The organism is Dethiosulfovibrio peptidovorans DSM 11002 (assembly GCF_000172975.1).
GTDB lineage: Bacteria > Synergistota > Synergistia > Synergistales > Dethiosulfovibrionaceae > Dethiosulfovibrio > Dethiosulfovibrio peptidovorans.
The window spans coordinates 520,771-538,658 of the sequence record NZ_ABTR02000001.1 but is presented as its reverse complement, the minus strand read 5'-3'; the positions used below and the strand labels follow the sequence as shown (position 1 = coordinate 538,658).

15 protein-coding genes are annotated in these 17,888 nt (G+C 57.3%); 11 read left to right on the top strand and 4 right to left on the bottom strand.

Annotation, left to right across the window (positions count from 1 at the left end; all coding sequences use genetic code 11):
* The first annotated feature begins 130 nt into the window (after nucleotides 1-130).
* From DPEP_RS02755 to DPEP_RS13630, 3 genes are all read left to right on the top strand, one after another.
* Entirely contained in the window at nucleotides 131-649 is a 519-nt protein-coding gene (locus DPEP_RS02755) for a metal-dependent hydrolase (protein ID WP_005659375.1), read from the top strand.
* 274 nt (nucleotides 650-923) lie between these two features.
* Nucleotides 924-1,331, top strand: a complete 408-nt coding sequence (locus DPEP_RS02750; protein ID WP_005659373.1) for a hypothetical protein — start codon at nucleotides 924-926, stop codon at nucleotides 1,329-1,331.
* 21 nt (nucleotides 1,332-1,352) lie between these two features.
* Nucleotides 1,353-3,080: a S8 family serine peptidase gene (locus tag DPEP_RS13630; protein WP_005659372.1), complete on the top strand. Its 1,728-nt coding sequence runs from the start codon at nucleotides 1,353-1,355 to the stop codon at nucleotides 3,078-3,080.
* 60 nt (nucleotides 3,081-3,140) lie between these two features.
* Here DPEP_RS13630 and DPEP_RS02740 read toward each other — a convergent pair whose 3' ends face one another.
* From DPEP_RS02740 to DPEP_RS02730, 3 genes are read right to left on the bottom strand one after another with little or no spacing between them, the layout of a single operon-like run.
* The gene (locus tag DPEP_RS02740; RefSeq protein WP_005659370.1) at nucleotides 3,141-4,328 is read right to left on the bottom strand and encodes a M20 metallopeptidase family protein; all 1,188 of its coding nucleotides are present in this window, start codon (nucleotides 4,326-4,328) and stop codon (nucleotides 3,141-3,143) included.
* Nucleotides 4,313-5,479 (bottom strand): MFS transporter, encoded by a 1,167-nt coding sequence (locus DPEP_RS02735; RefSeq protein WP_005659368.1) that lies wholly within the window; start codon nucleotides 5,477-5,479, stop codon nucleotides 4,313-4,315. The genes DPEP_RS02740 and DPEP_RS02735 overlap by 16 nt, the downstream gene beginning before the upstream one ends.
* Entirely contained in the window at nucleotides 5,476-6,831 is a 1,356-nt protein-coding gene (locus DPEP_RS02730) for a sodium:solute symporter family protein (protein WP_005659366.1), read from the bottom strand. Before DPEP_RS02730 ends, DPEP_RS02735 begins: the two co-directional genes overlap by 4 nt.
* 118 nt (nucleotides 6,832-6,949) lie before the next feature.
* On the opposite strand from DPEP_RS02730, the gene DPEP_RS02725 reads away from it, so the two are divergent.
* The 8 genes from DPEP_RS02725 to DPEP_RS02690 all read left to right on the top strand — a co-directional run bounded on the left by DPEP_RS02725 (nucleotide 6,950) and on the right by DPEP_RS02690 (nucleotide 16,057).
* The gene (locus tag DPEP_RS02725; RefSeq protein ID WP_005659365.1) at nucleotides 6,950-8,224 is read left to right on the top strand and encodes an efflux RND transporter periplasmic adaptor subunit; all 1,275 of its coding nucleotides are present in this window, start codon (nucleotides 6,950-6,952) and stop codon (nucleotides 8,222-8,224) included.
* A complete protein-coding gene (locus DPEP_RS02720; protein ID WP_005659363.1) occupies nucleotides 8,221-11,268 on the top strand; it encodes an efflux RND transporter permease subunit in 3,048 nt (1,015 codons plus the stop codon). The genes DPEP_RS02725 and DPEP_RS02720 overlap by 4 nt, the downstream gene beginning before the upstream one ends.
* Nucleotides 11,258-11,866 (top strand): TetR family transcriptional regulator, encoded by a 609-nt coding sequence (locus DPEP_RS12620; protein ID WP_005659361.1) that lies wholly within the window; start codon nucleotides 11,258-11,260, stop codon nucleotides 11,864-11,866. Before DPEP_RS02720 ends, DPEP_RS12620 begins: the two co-directional genes overlap by 11 nt.
* 307 nt (nucleotides 11,867-12,173) lie before the next feature.
* On the top strand, nucleotides 12,174-12,863 hold the full coding sequence (locus tag DPEP_RS02710; RefSeq protein WP_005659359.1) for an epoxyqueuosine reductase: 690 nt from the start codon (nucleotides 12,174-12,176) through the stop codon (nucleotides 12,861-12,863).
* A 69-nt stretch (nucleotides 12,864-12,932) separates the two neighbouring features.
* A complete protein-coding gene (locus DPEP_RS02705) occupies nucleotides 12,933-13,934 on the top strand; it encodes a lipoate--protein ligase (RefSeq protein WP_005659357.1) in 1,002 nt (333 codons plus the stop codon).
* Nucleotides 13,934-14,746 (top strand): alpha/beta fold hydrolase, encoded by an 813-nt coding sequence (locus tag DPEP_RS02700; RefSeq protein ID WP_005659356.1) that lies wholly within the window; start codon nucleotides 13,934-13,936, stop codon nucleotides 14,744-14,746. Before DPEP_RS02705 ends, DPEP_RS02700 begins: the two co-directional genes overlap by 1 nt.
* 122 nt (nucleotides 14,747-14,868) lie before the next feature.
* Nucleotides 14,869-15,489, top strand: coding sequence for a CatB-related O-acetyltransferase (locus DPEP_RS02695; protein WP_040382877.1), 621 nt, complete (start codon nucleotides 14,869-14,871; stop codon nucleotides 15,487-15,489).
* A gap of 46 nt (nucleotides 15,490-15,535) precedes the next feature.
* Nucleotides 15,536-16,057 (top strand): GNAT family N-acetyltransferase, encoded by a 522-nt coding sequence (locus tag DPEP_RS02690; protein WP_005659353.1) that lies wholly within the window; start codon nucleotides 15,536-15,538, stop codon nucleotides 16,055-16,057.
* An 84-nt stretch (nucleotides 16,058-16,141) separates the two neighbouring features.
* On the opposite strand, the gene lpdA is transcribed toward DPEP_RS02690, so the two are convergent.
* Complete coding sequence (gene lpdA, locus DPEP_RS02685) at nucleotides 16,142-17,881, bottom strand: dihydrolipoyl dehydrogenase (protein ID WP_005659350.1); 1,740 nt, start codon at nucleotides 17,879-17,881, stop codon at nucleotides 16,142-16,144.
* Between the last annotated feature and the right edge of the window lie 7 nt (nucleotides 17,882-17,888).

The window sequence follows — 17,888 nt, the reverse complement described above, 5'->3', positions numbered from 1 at the left end:
CCCCTTCCCTGTAGGAGGACAAAGGTTGCTTAAGCAACTATAGTCGGGCCTAAGATATTAGTCAAGGCGACATGGAACGTCGCTCATGGTATACTTTTTCGATACATTAACTTAGAAGGGAGGTGTCTTCATGCTGGGAGCCAGCCACGCCATAATGTCCTTTGCCCTTGTATACGGCGCCACCGGAAGGGTTATTCCGGCGTCGGTGGCATCGGCCGGAGCGATTTTTCCCGATTCGATCGAGAGGATAGTTTGTGGCAGGAGATGGATGAAGTATCATCGTAAGTGGAGTCACTGGTTTCCTCCATATCTGGCCCTGGCTTGGCTCACCGGGAAATATCTGGAGGCCAATCCCTTCCCCGGCTTGATCGAGAGCATCGGAGGCGATCTTTACGTTCCGGTAGGGCCCAAGTCGATAACAGCTACGGCGGCTTTTTTTCTCTTCTGGTGGTTGGTAGGCTGTCTTCTCCATCTGGCGGAGGACGCTTTTTTCGGCCCTATGCCTCTTCTCGTTCCCTGGAAAAGACAGAGGCTTTTTCTACAGGTTTTCAAGACAGGTGGCTTGGCGGAGCGGGTGATGGCCCGTGCGGCTCTTGCCGCGGCGGTGGTGTTGCGATACGTGGATGCCGCGGCCGGGATCGTCGTATAGACTATCGCAGGGGAAGACTGTAAATTGGTATTCCTTTTAAGATAAGGTTTGATGTATGATTATAGAAAATCGTTCTTCGAAAGGAGAGGGTTTGTTGCTGTCCCGATTCCGACTACTTGCCGTTTTTGTGGTCGCTTCAGTGGTCTGCGCTTTTACATTTTGAGACTAGACCCTTTGGTTTTGTCCAGAAGTAATCCTGGCCGGTGCCTTTCGGGATCTGTGGCGGTTTTTCTGGCCGTACCAAAAGATGGATTTAAAAAAGGAGGAATTGGACTTGAGGGGATTTGTCTGCGCTATCTGTCTGATCGGTCTGGTCGTCGGTTCTGCTTTCGCCTCCGAGGTGGTCCCGGGTGAGTACATGGTTCTATTCAAGGCCAGAGAGGCAGTCATGGACTTTGAGGGAAACGACAGGAACGTGGCGGTTTCGGTCATGTTGGATTTTCAGGCCGAGTATCTGTCCGTGAGATACGGCGTGGAGGTGAAAAACAGCTTCAGCGCCATCTCTCGGTCCAGCGGGAAGGGAATGTTCTTCGTGATCAGCGATAGGGCTGCCGTTGACGGAAAGTTCGAGGCGGAGCTGTTGGAGAACATGAGATCCGACCCCTTCATAGAGGCGGTCTCTCCTAACGAGGTGCAGAAAATGATATCGACTCCCGTTGGGACGTCCAAAAAAGGTATCTGATTCGAAAGGTCGGTGTGCGTTTTGTTTAAAAAAACGCTCTTTTCTCTGTTCTTAGCTATCTCCCTTTCCATCGGTTTCTCCTCTCTCGCCTGTGCCTCCCTTTCGGGGAGAAACTATGTCGAGGGAGAGGCCCTGGTGGTGCTGAACGGTCCCGTAGGGCTCTCCACCTCGGATTCTTCCGCTTTCAGGGCTAAACTATTCTCTCAGGCCGAGGCCCTGGGAGCCTCGGTGGGGGCCGAGTCGATAAGGGTTTTTTCCTCTATAGCACTCGAGTCGGGGAGGAACGTGGTTTACGTAAAAACGGAGGGAAAGACCACCGAGGAACTCATTGCGGAGCTTCAGGGGCTTCCTCAGGTGATCGGGGCGTGTCCTAACTATATATTCAAGATCTCCGACAAGAACCCCTCGGACCCCTACTACGTCAGCGGCGATATGTGGGGAATGGCCCGAATAGGGGCTCCCGCCGCCTGGGATCTGTCCACCGGCAGCGACGGAGTGTGTGTAGCCGTCATCGATTCCGGTGTGGACCTGGATCACAGCGATCTGGTTGGAAACCTGGTCAAAGACCTGGACGGTCGGTGGGGATATGATTCGGTTGACGACGACTATGTGCCCGACGACGGCAACGGTCATGGAACCCACGTAGCGGGTACGATCGGAGCGGTCGGAAGCAACGATATCGGAGTCGTCGGGGTCAACTGGAATGTAGGCCTTCTGGCGGTTCGCGTGCTGAACGATAAGGGCTCGGGAACCGGCGATCAGATAGTGGCGGGTCTTAACTACGTGGTTGCCCAAAAGCACAGAGGATTGAACATAAGGGTGGCAAACATGTCTTTGGGCGGCTGGGGTTATCCTATATGCAATCCGGAATCGGATCCTTACGCTCTGACGTTCAAGGCTATTTCGGATGCGGGCATAGTCCTGGTCGTGGCAGCCGGGAACGAGGCGCAGGACATAGATTCTCCCACCGGTTATTGGGATGAGGATGAGTTCGGTAACGACGTATGGGTCGATCTCACCGGTCAGAGGCCTTATCCCGCCTGTTTCCAGTTCGATAACATGATCACCGTGGGGGCCATCGACGAGAGCGGTTGGATGCCCAGTTTCTCCAACCACAGCCCCAACTACGTCCATATCGCGGCTCCCGGGGTCTCCATAATAAGCACCGTGTCCAACGATAGCTATGTCTCCTACAGGGGAACCTCCATGGCGAGTCCTCACGTGGCCGGCGCCGCCGCACTTCTGGCGGCCTATGACGGAGGTCTTTCCGCCGGGGATATAAAGGCCAGGATATTGGCCAACGCCAAATCCAACTATTTTCTGACCGGCAATGTCTCCACGGCGGGAGAGCTAAACCTCTACGATGCACTAAGGGGAATCCGGGCAGGGATACCGGTGACCTCCATCGCTATCTCTCCAAGCCAGAAAGAGCTGTACCTTGATGCGGGAGAGTCCGTGACCCTGGGGCTGACGGTGAGCCCTTCCAATGCTACCAACAAGGTCATAAGCTGGTCCTCCAGCGACCCCAAAGTGGCAACAGTCTCGGGTAACGGCGTAGTGACCGGAGTTTCCAGTGGTACCGCCATTATCTACGCCAAGAGCAGCGACGGTAGCTCGGTCCAGGACAGCGCTACGGTATCGGTCTCCGGAGGTAGTCTCTTCGGCGGCGGCGGAGGATGTGCCGTCGGCTTTGCCCCTGCTGCTGCGATGTTGATCCTGCCTCTGACGCTGTTCAAGTTCAGGCGATAGGTCGTCTCTATCCGAAAACACGGAGGGGAACCGGTTCAAGCCAGCTCCCCTCCGAGTTTTCTATTCTCCTTCTTTCAGATAGGACCAGGCTATGGATGCCGACATGGCCGCTCCCAGGTCCAGGACATCGTCGTCGACGCAGTATTTCGGATGATGTTGAGGGTAGGTCATGTCCTTCTCCTCGTTTCCCGTTCCCAAGAACATGAATGTACCAGGCCGTTCCTGAAGATAGTAGCTGAAGTCCTCGGCTCCCATAGTGGGCCTGGCCTCTACGACCTTGTCCTCTCCCAGAACCTTCTTTGCCACCTCCACGGCGAAACGGGTGAATTCCGGGTCCGTTATCGTCGGGGAAAGCATGAATTTATATTCGAACTCGGCTTGGCATCTCAGGCCGGAGCATATGGCCACAGCTGTCTCCTCCATCCTCTTTGCCAGCAACTCCCTCACGGCAGGGTCGAAGGTGCGGGTGGTCCCCTTTATCGTGGCCGAGTCGGGAATGGCGTTGAAGACGCTGCCGCTTTTTATCTCGCCTACGGAGATAACCGCCGCGTCCAGAGGATCCACCTCTCTGCTCACTATGGTCTGCCAGGCCGACACTACCGAACAGGCCGCCACCACCGGATCTATCGACAGGTGAGGCATCGATCCGTGTCCTCCCCTGCCCTGAATTCTGAGCTCGAACTGATCGGCCGAGGCCATGGTGGGACCGTAACAGTAGCTTATGGATCCGCTTGGAACGGGGGACCATATATGCTGGCCGAAAACGGCGTCCACGCCGTCCAGAACTCCTTCCTCCACCAGCTCTCTGGCGCCTCCGCCCCGTTCCTCGGCGTGCTGGAAGATAAGCCGTACCTTGCCTTTCAGCTCCGGCTCGATGTCCTTCAATATCCTCGCCGCCCCCAGAAGCATCGAGGCGTGGGCGTCGTGTCCGCAGGCGTGCATCACTCCGTCGTTTTTCGAACGGTAGGGAACGTCCCTCTCCTCCTGAACCGCCAGTGCGTCGATGTCGGCCCTGAGAGCGATGCATTTTCCCGGTCTTCCCGTGTCGAGGTCGGCGACCACGCAGATATCCCTGCCCTTGCAGCCGACCTTTACGTCGTCGTAGCCCATATCCCTAAGAATGGAGGCTATTCTTGTCGCGGTCTCGGTCTCCTGATAGGAGAGCTCCGGGTGGCTGTGAAAGTGATGCCTCCAGGCGGCGATGTCGCCTTTGATCTCTCCGGCCTTTTTCTTTATATTATCCAACATTTGAAAATCTCCTTTTTATTAGGTTTTTTTCTCCACATAAGCAGCCCGGCTGGGGCTATGGCGTATTGAGCCCAGGCCATGGACAGCATAGCCCTTTCCAGACCGAAAGACGCCGATATAGCCCCTATTGCCAGAGGGGAGAGAGCGAATCCCAGATCCATGGCGAGCATGCCCATGGAGGATCCTTTAGGCATGAGCCTGGGAGGATATACGTCGGGAATGAGGGCTATCATCACGGGAAATCCGTATCCCATTCCTATTCCGTATGCCACGGCGCACAGGGCCAGCCCGGTCTGGGAGGACGTCTTTAAAGCTACGGTCAGAGCGCTGGCCATAATCGTTATACAGACCGTTCCCAGAACGGGACGTGGGATCCTGTCGACGATGGAGGTCCCGAAGGAGCGTAGTATCACGCAGGTCCCGGCGTTTACGGTGAAGAATAAGCTCGCCGAAAGGCCCTTTTCCCTGATCGCCAGAGGAAAATACTGAAGGGTCGTAGAGTTCATCATGGAAAAAGACGTCAAGGTTATTATCATCGCCAAGGTCCCCGGCGTGTTTAGGCATTCTCTCCAACTTCCCCACGGCTGGGAACGGTCAAGCTCGTCTCTCAGATCCTCCGGTGCGGGAAGTCCTCTGCTTACCGCCGAGGCGGAGAGGGTCAGCAGCATGGGAAGCATGAGATAGAGCCATGTCCGTCCTCCGTCTAGGAGCCACTCTCCGACGGGGATCACCGTCAGCTGAGGTATTACGTAAGCTATACCCATTATGGCGAAGAGCCTGCCTCTCTGTTTTTCCGGTATCACCAGACCCTGCAAAGTGGAGACCGCCACCATCGCTATGCCTCCCACTGCGCCGAGGACGATCCGAAAGGTAAGGGCCCCCGGAAGTCCCGGTATAAGCCATAAAGCGGCTGTCGCGATAAGAGACAGAACTCCGGAGAGCATCAGACATCCCTTGAAACCCTTTTTCTCCGTGGCCCAACCTCCGAGAGGGCGGGACGCTATCGCCGTCAGGTTCAAGAGGGCCATGGCCCATCCTATGGCGGTCATCGAATATCCCTCGGCGCTCAGCACGACGGGGAAAAGGAACCCCGCCGCGAGCATGGCCTGTATGAAATAAGCGGCTAGAAAGCACCTCCAGAAAACCGTCATGTCCTTTTCCTCGTCATCCCAAACAGTGCTATCGCGGCGCTGACCGCCAGACCGCTCGCCATAGGAGGCACGGGGGTATGCATGACCCCCGAGGCTATCATTGTCGCCAGCCCACCGCCGTTGGCCGCCAGGGCCCATCGGGGTGACAGCCTGTCGGGCCATATCATGGCTATCATCAAGGGGACGAAGGTCCCGGCTCCTCTCAGCCCCATGCTCAGGTAGCTCCACTGAAGGATCAGGCTGCCCTCGACCATACACCCGGTGGCGGCTGCCGTACATACCACCAGGGCCACCGCCCATCGGCTAAGGGGGAGTTCCTTGTTTGCTGCGGACGAACCGGCTCCGGGTATGATCAGATCTCTCACCAGATTGGTGGCGATCCCGAAGGACAGCCCCGCACCGGCTCCCACGACGGTTATTACCAAAGCCCCCCACAGGACTCCGGCCAGGGCGTCCGGGAATGAGGCCAGCAGGAAGGCGGGCAGAGCCATAGCCGGTTCCACCACGGTTCCCGATGCCCTCATCGCCAGTCCGATGGAGACCCCCATGAGCCCCACAGGAGGGATGAAGAAGGCCGCCATGAGGGCCCCCTTTCTGGCCGTTTTTTCGTCGGAAGCTGCGAAAACCCCCTGTATGTATATCTGGGTGCAGAAGACCCCGGCTATTAGCGAAAGCAGGGCGTTGCCGTCGGACCGGAAGCCTCTGCCGAATAGATCGAACCAGGGGGTCGCCGGAAGTGTCCGGAATATCTCTGTAGGAGAGCTCAAAACGGTCAAAGCCGCGATGGATCCGAGGATCATCGTTGCGTAGAGGGCCACCATCTTGGCGCTGCCCACCGAGCTGTAGCTCTTCAGCCCTCCGGCGTATATGAAGCCCAGTATGAGCACCGCCAGCAGGGCCGTAGATGCCGGTACCGATATTGGCAGGAGGGAGCGAAAAAGGGCTGTCCCGGCCAGGAACTGGGCCACTATGGAGAGAAAAGTTCCTGCGGAGGACGCCGCCATGGACAGACCGCTCATCTTCCGACCGTACTTTCCGGCCAGAAACTCGGGCACTGTGACCAGCCCCGATCCTCTTAGAGGACCGGCGAACCAGAGCCCGAGAATCAGACACCCCGTTCCGGCTCCCAAGGTGAACCACCAGGCCGAAAGGCCCAGAGAATAGGCCATCTGAACCGTCCCCACCGTGGAGGCCCCCCCTACCATGGCCCCCATTATTATCCCTCCGACCCCTATCGCTCCGGTGGATCTACCGGCGACGGCGTAGTCCGACGACGAGGAGACCTTTCTGGAGGCATTGAAGCCCAGAGCGAGAAAAAGGGTTACTATGGCCGCCAATCCAAGATAGAACAAGATTATTCCCCCTAACAGTGAGTCCGTAAATTTTAGCACTTCCCGTTGACTATGCCCCGGTGGGTTTCTATAATCCGCAATATAGATACTCTATGAATCTAAATATAGGGGTGATCCCGTGAAATCATATAAAAAGTTGAGCCGTATATATCCTCTTTTTCTGGCCCTTGCCCTTGTGGCGGTGCTTTTGGGCCCTCGCTTTTTCTCTCGAGACGGAGCCAACAGAAAGCCTATGGCGGTTCGTCCGGTCAAGTCGGAGGTGCTGAGGCCCATAAACGGCGACTCGGTCCGCACCGTGCCGGGAAGGGTCAGGCCCTCCAAACGGGTGGACATGGCCTTTAGGGTGTCCGGTCCCTTGGTGGAACTTCCCGCCCGGGAGGGAGACCGAGTCTCGAAGGGTGACCTACTGGCTAGGATAGACCCCAGGGATTTCCGTCTGGCGTTGGAGCAGGCGCGGGGTGCTCTGTCTCAGGCCAAGGCCAACCTGGATGCCATGAAAAAGGGCGCCAGGAACGAGGATCTCCGGTCTCTGGAGGCCCAGGTCGCTTCGGCTCAAGCCAGGGCAGAGGAGGCGGAGGCTCAGTTTCGACGTTTCGAGAGACTCTATCAGGCCAAGGTTATCTCTCAGTCCGAATACGATCGTTACAGGACCGCCAAAGTCGTGGCCGAGTCGTCTCTGGCGGCGGCGAGACAGGAGCTCAGGAAGGCCAGAAAAGGAGCCAGGGACGAGGATATAAAGGCCATGGAGTCGGGCATAAAATCTCTGGAGGCAAGGGAAAAAGCTGCCGCAGCCGCCCTGGTCGACACGGAGCTCAGGGCTCCCTTCGATGGAGTCGTGTCCAGTAGGATGGTTGAAAACTATCAGTTCTTGACGGCCAGACAGCCGGTCATCGGCCTTCAGAGCACCTCGTCGGTGGAGATAGTGGCAGATGTACCCGAATCCGCCGCCAGACTCGATCCGGAGGATCTGGATGTATGGGCGTCGTTCAACTTTCTTCCCGGCAGGGATTTCCCCCTTAAGCTCGTGGAGTTCTCCTCCGTCCCCGACAGGGAGACCCAGACCTACAGGGCCACCTTCTCCATGGATATACCGGAAGGAGTAAGGCTCCTTCCAGGAATGGCCGTTCAGGTATCGGCCAGGATAAATCGCCTCGGTTCCGAGCCGGTCTACCGTATTCCAATAGAGGCTCTTCTCTCCGGCGATCAAGGCCCTGGTGTATGGACCCTCGGAGAGGACATGAGGGTCCACTGGGCCTCGGTAGAGGTGGTAGGTCTGTGTGACGGTCGGGTGGACGTTTCGGGAGATGTGGTCTCCGGAGATAGGGTAGTGACCGCCGGGGTCCACTCGATACGGGAGGGGCAAGTCGTGAGGCTGTCGGAGGCGGCGAGATGAGCGTGGCCCGGTGGGCCATGAAGAGAAGGTCCTTCACCCTCTTCGTGGCTGTCCTTCTGGCTTTGGGAGGAGCGTGGGCCTATTTCGGGTTGGGAAGGCTGGAAGATCCTGACTTCACCGTCAAGACCGCCCTCGTCGTGACAGCCTACCCTGGAGCATCCCCCATGGAGGTGGAGGAAGAGGTCACGGACGAGGTGGAACAGGCTATCCAGAGGTTGCCCCAGCTCAAGAGGGTCCGTTCCAGATCGGAGAGGGGGCTGTCGGTCGTATATGTGGACATAAAGGACGAATACTCCGACGAACTTCCTCAGGTCTGGGACGAGCTAAGGCGAAAGGTAAAGGAGGCCCAGAGACATCTGCCTCCTGGAGCGGGTCCGTCTATGGTGAACGACGATTTCGGAGACGTCTTCGGAGTGGTCTTCGCGGTTACCGGCGACGGCTACCCTCTGGCCGATCTGAAACGCCATGCCGAAGACATAAAAAAAATCCTGCTCCTGGTTCCGGATGTGGCGCAGGTGTCCCTGTGGGGAGACAGGACCGAAGCGGTATTCGTCGAGATCTCAAGGGCTAAAATGGCCGAGCTGGGAATATCGCCGGAGCAGATAGCCGCCACCCTTCAGGGACAGAACCTGGAGGTGGACTCGGGGTCCGTCATGGCCGGATCTCTCAGGGTTCCCATAGATCCCTCGGGCAGCGTGGATTCGGTTGAGAGCATAGGGGATCTCTTAATAAGAGGAGCTTCAGGAGGAAGACTGGTCTACCTTAAAGACGTGGCCCAGGTATCCCGGGGCTACCTGGATCCTCCCTCCCGGATGATGTCCTACGATGGAACCCCGGCCATCGCCATAGGGGTCTCCACCGTGCCGGGAGGCAACGTGGTCCGAATGGGAGAGATGGTCCGGGGAGAGCTCGAGAGGATAAGAAAAGACCTTCCTCTGGGAGTCGAGGTAGAGACTGTAACCTTCCAAAGCGATCTGGTGAAAGATGCGGTCAGGGGATTCGCTTTGAACTTGGCCGAGGCTGTGGCCATAGTGGTGGGGCTCCTGGTGGTCTTCATGGGAATCACCAGCGGTCTTCTGATGGGAGCTATACTGCTTCTCACCATAGCCGGAACCTTCATAGCCATGAGGATAATGGGAATAGAGCTCCACAGCGTCTCTCTGGGAGCCCTCATAATCTGCCTCGGTATGCTGGTGGACAACGCCATAGTTGTCACCGAGGGGATCTTGGTGGGCATCTCCTCCGGAGAGGACGGAGAGACCGCGGCGGATCGGGTCGTCGACGAGACCAAATGGCCCCTGCTGGGAGCTACCGCCGTGGCCATACTGGCCTTCTCCGCCATAGGTCTCTCCAAAGACGTCACAGGTGAGTTCTGCCGCAGCCTCTTTCAGGTCGTGGCGGCGTCGCTTCTCCTGTCCTGGTTTCTGGCCATAACGGTGACCCCTGTCTTGGCGGTGATGTTTCTGACCCCCGAGATAGATGACGAAAACGGAGGAAGATCCCGTTTTCATAGGTTCTACAGGGGCTTCCTCATCGACTGCGTCGAAAGACGGTGGGTCACTCTAGGGGTAATGGCGGCCCTGCTTCTGCTGGCTCTGTGGGGATTTCGCTTCGTTGGGCAGAGCTTTTTCCCCGACATGGTTCGAGATCAGTTTATGATCCATTACAGGCTGCCGAAGGGCACCGACGTCACCGGAACCGACAGCGACCTGAGGGAGATCTCACGACATCTACTGGAAAGCGAGTCCTCCGTCGAATCGGTGGCATCCTTCGCAGGGGAGGGGCCCCTTCGATTTTATCTGGCCTTCGAGCCAGAGCTGCCGGATAGCTCCTACGGATTTATCCTTGTGACCGTTGACGATTACGACGAAATAGGAGGAATAATCGCCAGGCAGTCTCGATGGATAGCCGAGCGATTCCCCGACTCGGAGCCCCGTTTCGAGAGATTCAAGAAGGGGCCCAGCACCGGAGCGGAGATAAAACTGCGGATAACCGGCGACGATCCCTCGGTACTTCGGGCCCTCTCCGAAAGGGTCAAGGCCGCCATGGCAGCCGATCCCGACGGCATAGACGTCAGGGACGACTGGCGCCAGAGGGTGAAGATTTTGGTGCCAGAGGTGGACGAGGCCAAGGCCCGGAGGGCCGGACTGACCAGGGGGGACATAGCGTCGTCCTTGAAGGGGACCTTCGACGGTCGCACAGTAGGGGTCTACCGGGAGGGCGACGAGCTCCTGCCCATAAAACTCAGGGTTCCCGAGGCGGAGAGAGCCGACCTGGATTCCGCGGCGGACGTCCAGGTCTGGAGCCGGGGTCTGATGCGGTTCGTGCCTATCGGACAGGTGGTCTCGAACATGGAGCTGCTCTGGGAGGACCCTCTGATATGGCGGAGGAATCGCTCCAGGGTTATAACCCCTCAGTGTGATTCGCTGAAGGGATCGGCGGAGGACCTCAGACGCAGACTGATACCCATGGTGGAAGCCTTGAAGCTTCCGGACGGCTACGATGTCGAATGGGGAGGGGAGTACGAGGATTCCAGAACATCTCAAGAAGCCCTAGTAGGGCCCTTCCTGTTGAGCCTGGTATTTATGGTTATCGTGGTCATGGGGCTATTCAACGGCTTTCGCCAACCCGCGGCGGTCTTTCTGTGTCTGCCTCTGGCCGCCATAGGAGTTACCTCCGGGCTTCTGATAACGGGACGAAGCTTCGGCTTCATGGCCCTGCTAGGCTATCTAAGCCTGATAGGCATGCTCATAAAGAATGCCATAGTGCTTCTGGATCAGATAGAGCTTGATATGGCAGCGGGGAAACCCCGTTTTTCCGCTGTGCTGGACGCCTCTACCGGAAGGGTTCGGCCGGTCATGATGGCGGCTATGACCACAGTGCTCGGCATGGCCCCTCTGGCGCTGGATGACTTCTTCGCCTCCATGGCCGTCACCATAATGTTCGGACTCTCCTTCGCCACCGTCCTGACCCTGGTTGTCGTGCCGGTGATGTACTGTGCCATGTACGGCATTTCCTCCAAAGAGACCTCCTATGGGTCGTAGAACCAGGGAGGAGGCTGCGAAGACCAGAAAGAGGCTTCTGGACGTCTCCGCCGAGCTCTTTTCCGTCAGAGGGGTGGACGGGGTTACCTTGGTGGAGATAGGAAGGGAGGCCGGCTTCACCAAGGGAGCCCTCTACCGCCATTTCGGAGGGAAGGCGGGGTTGCTTTTGGAGCTGATGGACTACGCTGTCGATATAGTCGACCGTATAGAGGAGTCCACATTGAGTGGAGAAGGCCCTCCTTTGGAGAGGCTTTCCACCATGGCGAGAGAGGAAATCTCCATATTCGAGGAGAGCGAGAATGCCCGAAGGCTTTTATCCATCTTCCTGGATCGTCGAAGTCTGGTCGAGGACGAACGGGTATTGTTGGCGATAGAGGGAATGAGGGAGAGTACCTTAATCAGAATCGAGAAGGCCTTGACGGAGGCCCGAGGGGCCGGGGACATCTCTAGATCGGTAAACCTTCGGGCGGCAGCGGAATCCCTTCGATTCCTGATCTTCGGCCTAATGGAGCGAAGCCTCTATTCCTCCGAGTCCTTCTCTCCATCATCTCTGGTCGGCCCGATGCTGGACCTTTACTTTCGAGGACTGGCCGATTAGGTCTATACGGTGAAAGGACGTAAGCCCGGGGCTCAGGCCCCGGGCTTACGTCAAGGAGTTATAGAAGTGTGTGAGTTTCTTGAAGAAGTGTGTGTGGCGTCGTCTTGCTTGGAGGTACTCAGTATCTCGCTCTGTGAACAAAGTATATGTCTTTCCGTTTTCAGCCGCATCGGGAGAAAAACCTCATGGACGATAGGTAAAAATACCTATATCAGGTGTATGTTGCATAATCGAATCTACCTAGATGATCCGCCCCTCTTTAGAGGATACAATGCCTTTAGACGCTATCGGCGAGGAGGCTATTTAGATGAACGATCTTACTGTTGAACTGAAGGAAAATACCCTTGGTTGGGGGGCCGATCTGATCGGCGTGGCAGATATCTCCGGGCTGAAAATGCCGTTTCCGCGGGCCATATCGGTGGCTGTAGCTTTAAACCCCGATATAGTCGAGACTCTGTCCGATGGTCCGAGTCTGAGATACCAGGATGAATATACGTCGGTGAACGGCAGAATAAACGACATACTGAATCGAATAGTCCGTTTTCTCTCCGACCGAGGACACAAAGCGGAGATGGAGCCCGCGTCCTCTCCCGACTTCGATCGCCGGACCTTGAGCGCCTCCTTTCCCCACAAGACCGCCGCGACCCTGGCCGGACTGGGCTGGATAGGAAAGAACGCCCTGCTGATCACGGAGGAGTACGGCTCTGCCGTTCGACTCGGCACTGTATTCACCGATGCCCCTCTCGATGCCGACGTCCCGGTCTTAGAATCCAGTTGTGGAACTTGCAGCGCCTGTCTGCAAGAATGTCCCGTCAACGCCCCGGGAGATAGAAGCTGGAGTCCCGGAATGGACAGAGGGTCTCTGGTTGAGATAGAGGCCTGTATGGGGCAGCTGAAATTTTTCATGGACGAGAGGGGCCTGAACCACGCCATCTGCGGAATATGCATAAGGTGCTGTCCCTGGACAGAGAGATACCTCCGAAAAGATAGGGACTGACGGCTGTCCCGGCGGTAAAAGCCGTGGTACCATGTCATCGATATCCTATCGATATGGGGAGGAATACCGATGACGATGCACTGCATAATACATAGAGATGACGATCCTTTCTTCAATCTCGCCATGGAAGAGGTTCTGTTCGGTCGATCCTCCGAAACGGGGGACGGCTACATAATCCTCTGGCGGAACAGGCCGACGGTGGTGGTTGGACGTTTCCAAAATGCCGCAGGGGAGGTCAACCCGCCCTTTCTCCGAGAGAGAGGAGTGGCGGTCGTCCGTCGCACCACCGGTGGAGGAGCGGTGTATCACGACCTGGGCAACCTGAACTACACCTTCATACTGCCGGTCGGAGACAGGGATTCTCGGGGATTGGACTTCGCCCTCTACACCAAGCCCCTCCTGGAATATCTGGACAGCATAGGGGTGAAGGCGGAGCTTACCGGGAGAAACGACCTCACCATAGAGGGCAAGAAGTTCTCCGGCAACGCCCAGCACGTGAGCAAAAATACCATGCTCCATCACGGTACCATAATGTTCGACTCCTGCCTTGAGGATGTAGCAGCCTCCCTGTCGGTCGATCCGGAAAAGTTCAAGTCCAAAGGAGTCGCCTCGGTCAGAAGCAGGGTGACCAACGTAACCCCCCATCTGCCCAAACCGATGCCGATGGAGGACTTCATAGAGGGACTGATGTCCTACTTCGCCGCTCCCTTCGGAGGAACCTCCCGTTCCCTGGAGGATGACGAGGTGAGGGAGATCTCGGAAATGAGGGACTCCAAGTACGCCACCTGGGACTGGGTGTGGGGCAGCTCGCCTCCTTTCTCCCTGTCGTCGGAGCGCCGCTTCGAGAAGGGGAAGGTGCAGGTCTATTTGGACGTAAAAGAAGGTACGATAGAGGACGTCGCCATAAGGGGAGACTTCTTCAGCGTGGCCGATCCCTCCGATCTGGAAAACGTCCTCAGAGGCGTCCGGTTCGACCGTAAGGCCGTCTCGGAGGTTTTGTCGTCCCTTCCTGTGGGAAAATACATCCTGGGAGTCTCGGCGGAAGAACTTACGGATCTGGTGGTAGACTGATGTCTCAGGGGTTTCGAACCGCCCAGATCGACGACGTATCGTTGGCCTACACCGTTGCGGGACAGGGCGAGCCTCTCCTTTTGATCATGGGCTTCGGCGGCACCATGGACTTTTGGGGATTCCCCTTCGTCTCGACCTTGATGAAAAAGTTCAAGGTAATAGCCTTCGACAATAGGGGAGTGGGAGAAAGCTCCATAGGCACAGAGCCCCCTAGCATAGAGAGGTTCGCATCCGACGCCGCGGGTCTCTTGGACCATCTAGGAATCGAGTCGACCCACGTTCTCGGTTGGTCCATGGGGGGCTACGTTGCCCAGGAGCTGACACTGGCCCGGCCTGAGCTTGTCAGGGATCTGGTACTCTACGGTACCTGCTGCGATCATCGAGCGGCGCTGGTCAGTCGCCCGGAGACCTTCGGCGACCTGATGGACCTGTCGGAAACGGGTATGGATAGGACGAAGACGACTTTGAGGATGCTTTTCCCCCGTCCATGGCTGGACTTCCATCCCGGGTTCGAGAAGGCATTCCTATCCCGACCTATGACCGTCTACTCCCGCTGTGCCGAGGGCATAGCGGGGCAGGTCAAGGCCATAGCGTCTTGGAAGGGCTGCTGCGACAGGGTGCCGTCCATATCCGTTCCAACCCTGGTGGTGGCGGGAGAGATGGACGGAGTCATCCCGGCGTCTCTGTCCAGAGAGCTGGTGAAAGCCCTGCCCGACGGTTCCTTCCGCTCCTTCTCCGATGGAGGCCACGGCCTGGTCTACCAGTATCCGAAAGAACTGGCCGAGATGGTGACGAATTTTCTGTCTCGATAATCGATCCATGCCGTTGGGCGATAGGGCGGTGATGGTTCTGCATGACGGACGAACGAGAGGCTATGATCGAGAAGGCCCGGAAGCATAGGAACAAAAAAATCCATCGACTCCACGTCCCTGTGATGAAGGGGCCCGATCCCGATAAGGTCCACCCCAGAAAGAGGTACTCCCAGTTGGTGTTCCTCAAAAACGTGGTCAAAAGCCCCAACATAATAGTGGGAGACTACACCTACTACGACGACATCCGAGGGGACAGGCCGCTGGAGTTCGAGAAAAACGTAATCCACTCGGTCCAGGAAAAGTTGATCATCGGCAAATTCTGCTCCATCGGGGCCGAGACGGTGTTCGTCATGAGCGGTGGAAACCACCCCATAGACAACGTGAGTACCTACCCCTTCGGCCTCATGGGCAGCGGCTGGGAGCCAGCGCCCTTCGAGCCGGTCCTCAGAGGCGACATCGTTGTGGGCAACGACGTGTGGATAGGCTTCAGGGCCACGATACTGGGAGGGGTTACCATAGGGGACGGAGCGGTTATAGGTGCCGGGGCGGTGGTCACAAAAGACGTTCCTCCCTACACGGTGGTAGGTGGAAATCCCGCGTCGGAGATAAAAAAGCGCTTCGACGACTCGACCGTGGAGATGCTGCTGAAGCTGAGGTGGTGGGATTGGCCGCCGGAGAAGATCACCAGAAACGTCAAGGTCCTGGCGTCTCCATCGGTGGAGGCTCTGAAGCGATGTCGTTAAAACTGGGGACTATGAAGGACATAAGATGAGAGTGGAGTGATGTCTCTTGTATTTCAAGAAGATGATGGGGGAGATGTGCTACCTTTCGCCGGTGGACCCGGACGACGCTCCGGTATTTACCCGGTGGATCAACGACTACGACGTCACCAGATACCTGACCGAGGCGCCGTCGTGCTACCCTCTTCAGGCCGAGAGGGAGGCCTTGGATAAACTCTCTCGGGAGCACAACTACTGTATCGTCGATCTGGAGACAGACGCCCCTCTGGGAATCTGCGGCTTCATGAATCTGAACCATTTGAACCAGACAGCCGAGGTCGGCATATTCATAGGCGACAAGGACTACTGGGGCAAGGGATACGGAGGGGAGGCCCTCTCTCTGCTTGTGAGATACGGCTTCGACGTCCTGAACCTTCACAACGTAATGCTCCAGGTGGTGGCCTACAACGACAGGGCCATCAGGTGCTACGAGAGAATAGGCTTCAGGACCTTCGGCGTCAGAAGGGAAGCGGTCCTCCGGGAGGGCAAGAGACACGATAAGGTCTACATGGAGATTACCAGGTCGGATTGAGATATTAAAAGAGGAGGGAGCCATCGATGGCTCCCTCCTCTTCGTTCGGGGAAGACGGGAACGGGGTTCCCGGTTCTGCCTCTATTAGCTCGGCGGCATATGGATGGCTTTGCCGTTCACGGCCAGAGCCGCCTCGGCCAAAGCCTCTCCAACGGTTGGGTGAGCATGGATTGTGGTCACCACTTCGTCCACCGTCGCCTCCAGTCGAAGGGCCAAGGCTCCTTCGACGATGAGGTCCGTCGCCCTGGGTCCTATGATGTGTACTCCCAGGATCTCGTCGTATCTGTCGTCCACGACGAACTTTATCAGTCCGTCGTAGCCCTTCATTATCAGGCTCTTACCGTTGGCGGACAGGGGGAAGCGGCCGATTTTTATCGAATGGCCTCTCTTTACCGCTTCCTCCTCGGTCAGTCCGACCGAGGCCAGTTCCGGCATGGTATAGACGCAGCTGGGAACGGTCTTGTAGTCCATGGCTTTGCTTTCTCCCATGACGTTCTCCGCCGCGATCTCTCCCTCGGCGGAGGCCACGTGGGCCAGCTGTATGGGGCTGCAGCAGTCTCCTATGGCGTAGATACCGGGTACGGAGGTCGCCATGAAGCGGTCCACCGTTATCCTGCCTCTGTCGTGTAGGATACCTGCGTTTTCGAGCTTGAGAGATGCTGTGCTAGCTTTTCTGCCCACCGACATCAGAACCTTCTCCGACTCCACCGAGATCGGGCCATCCGGTGTCTCCACCGAGGTGGCGATCTTGTCGCCCTTGTCGGTGAATCCCGTTACCTTCGAGGACGTGTAAAACTTCACCCCGAGGGCCTCCATGCTGGCTCTGGCTATGGCGGAGATCTCCTTGTCTATAGGAGGAAGGACAGTGTCGAGCATCTCGACCACCGTCACCTTCGTCCCCAGCGTGGCGTAGACGCAGGCGAACTCCATTCCTATAACTCCTCCCCCGACCACCGTCATGGACTTCGGCACGGAATCGAAGGAGAGGGCCTCCTTGCTGGTGACTATGCCCGGCAGATCCACCCCCGGAATGGGAGGTATAACCGTTTCCGACCCGGTGGCGACAACTGCGGCGTCGAACTCCAGTATGTCGTTTCCTACCTTGAGGGATCCGGCGGAGGCGAAGGATGCCTCGCCGTAGACCACGTCTATTCCGTTGGCGACCATCAGACCTTCCACTCCGCCGACCAGCTGGTCCACCACTCCGGTCTTTCGGGTCATGAGGGCCGCCCAGTCCACAGAAGCGTCCTTGACGATCAGACCGAGGTCGGAGCCGTTTATCGTCTCGTGATACAGCTCGGCCGTGTGGACCAGGACCTTGGTGGGGATGCAGCCCCAGTTGAGACAGGTTCCCCCCATCCGTTCTTTCTCCACCACTGTTACGGAAGCACCCAGCTGAGCCAGCCTTATCGCGCAGACGTAACCTCCCGGGCCCCCTCCTATCACCACGACCTTTTTGCAGTTTTCGTCGTCCTTTTGGGTCGAGGATGCCGCCGGAGCGGTCGCCTCGATAGGTTCATCTTTCTTGGATGTTTCCGATGGAGTAGGGACGGGGGTACTTTCGGCCAAGGACGCGGGATCCTCCCCGGGCTCTGCTATTATCGCCACGGTAGCTGCCACTGGAGCGTCGTCTCCCTCGGCTACTAGCACCGAGGCCAGGATCCCGTCGCATTCGGCTTTTACCTCGTAGGTGAGTTTATCGGTGGAGACCACGAAGAGGATGTCGCCCTCGGATACGGGATCACCGGCCTTTTTAGACCAGCTTGAGACGGTTCCCTCCGTCATGGTCAGCCCCAATTTGGGCATGGTTATGGTAACTGCCATAAAATCT

Coding starts and splice junctions, on each gene's coding strand:
- DPEP_RS02695 (WP_040382877.1), top strand. CDS start 14,869: ATGAAGGGGCCCGATCCCGATAAGGTCCACCCCAGAAAGAGGTACTCC.
- lpdA (WP_005659350.1), bottom strand. CDS start 17,881: ATGGCAGTTACCATAACCATGCCCAAATTGGGGCTGACCATGACGGAG.
- DPEP_RS02705 (WP_005659357.1), top strand. CDS start 12,933: ATGACGATGCACTGCATAATACATAGAGATGACGATCCTTTCTTCAAT.
- DPEP_RS02720 (WP_005659363.1), top strand. CDS start 8,221: ATGAGCGTGGCCCGGTGGGCCATGAAGAGAAGGTCCTTCACCCTCTTC.
- DPEP_RS02755 (WP_005659375.1), top strand. CDS start 131: ATGCTGGGAGCCAGCCACGCCATAATGTCCTTTGCCCTTGTATACGGC.
- DPEP_RS12620 (WP_005659361.1), top strand. CDS start 11,258: ATGGGTCGTAGAACCAGGGAGGAGGCTGCGAAGACCAGAAAGAGGCTT.
- DPEP_RS02700 (WP_005659356.1), top strand. CDS start 13,934: ATGTCTCAGGGGTTTCGAACCGCCCAGATCGACGACGTATCGTTGGCC.
- DPEP_RS02735 (WP_005659368.1), bottom strand. CDS start 5,479: ATGACGGTTTTCTGGAGGTGCTTTCTAGCCGCTTATTTCATACAGGCC.
- DPEP_RS02740 (WP_005659370.1), bottom strand. CDS start 4,328: ATGTTGGATAATATAAAGAAAAAGGCCGGAGAGATCAAAGGCGACATC.
- DPEP_RS02710 (WP_005659359.1), top strand. CDS start 12,174: ATGAACGATCTTACTGTTGAACTGAAGGAAAATACCCTTGGTTGGGGG.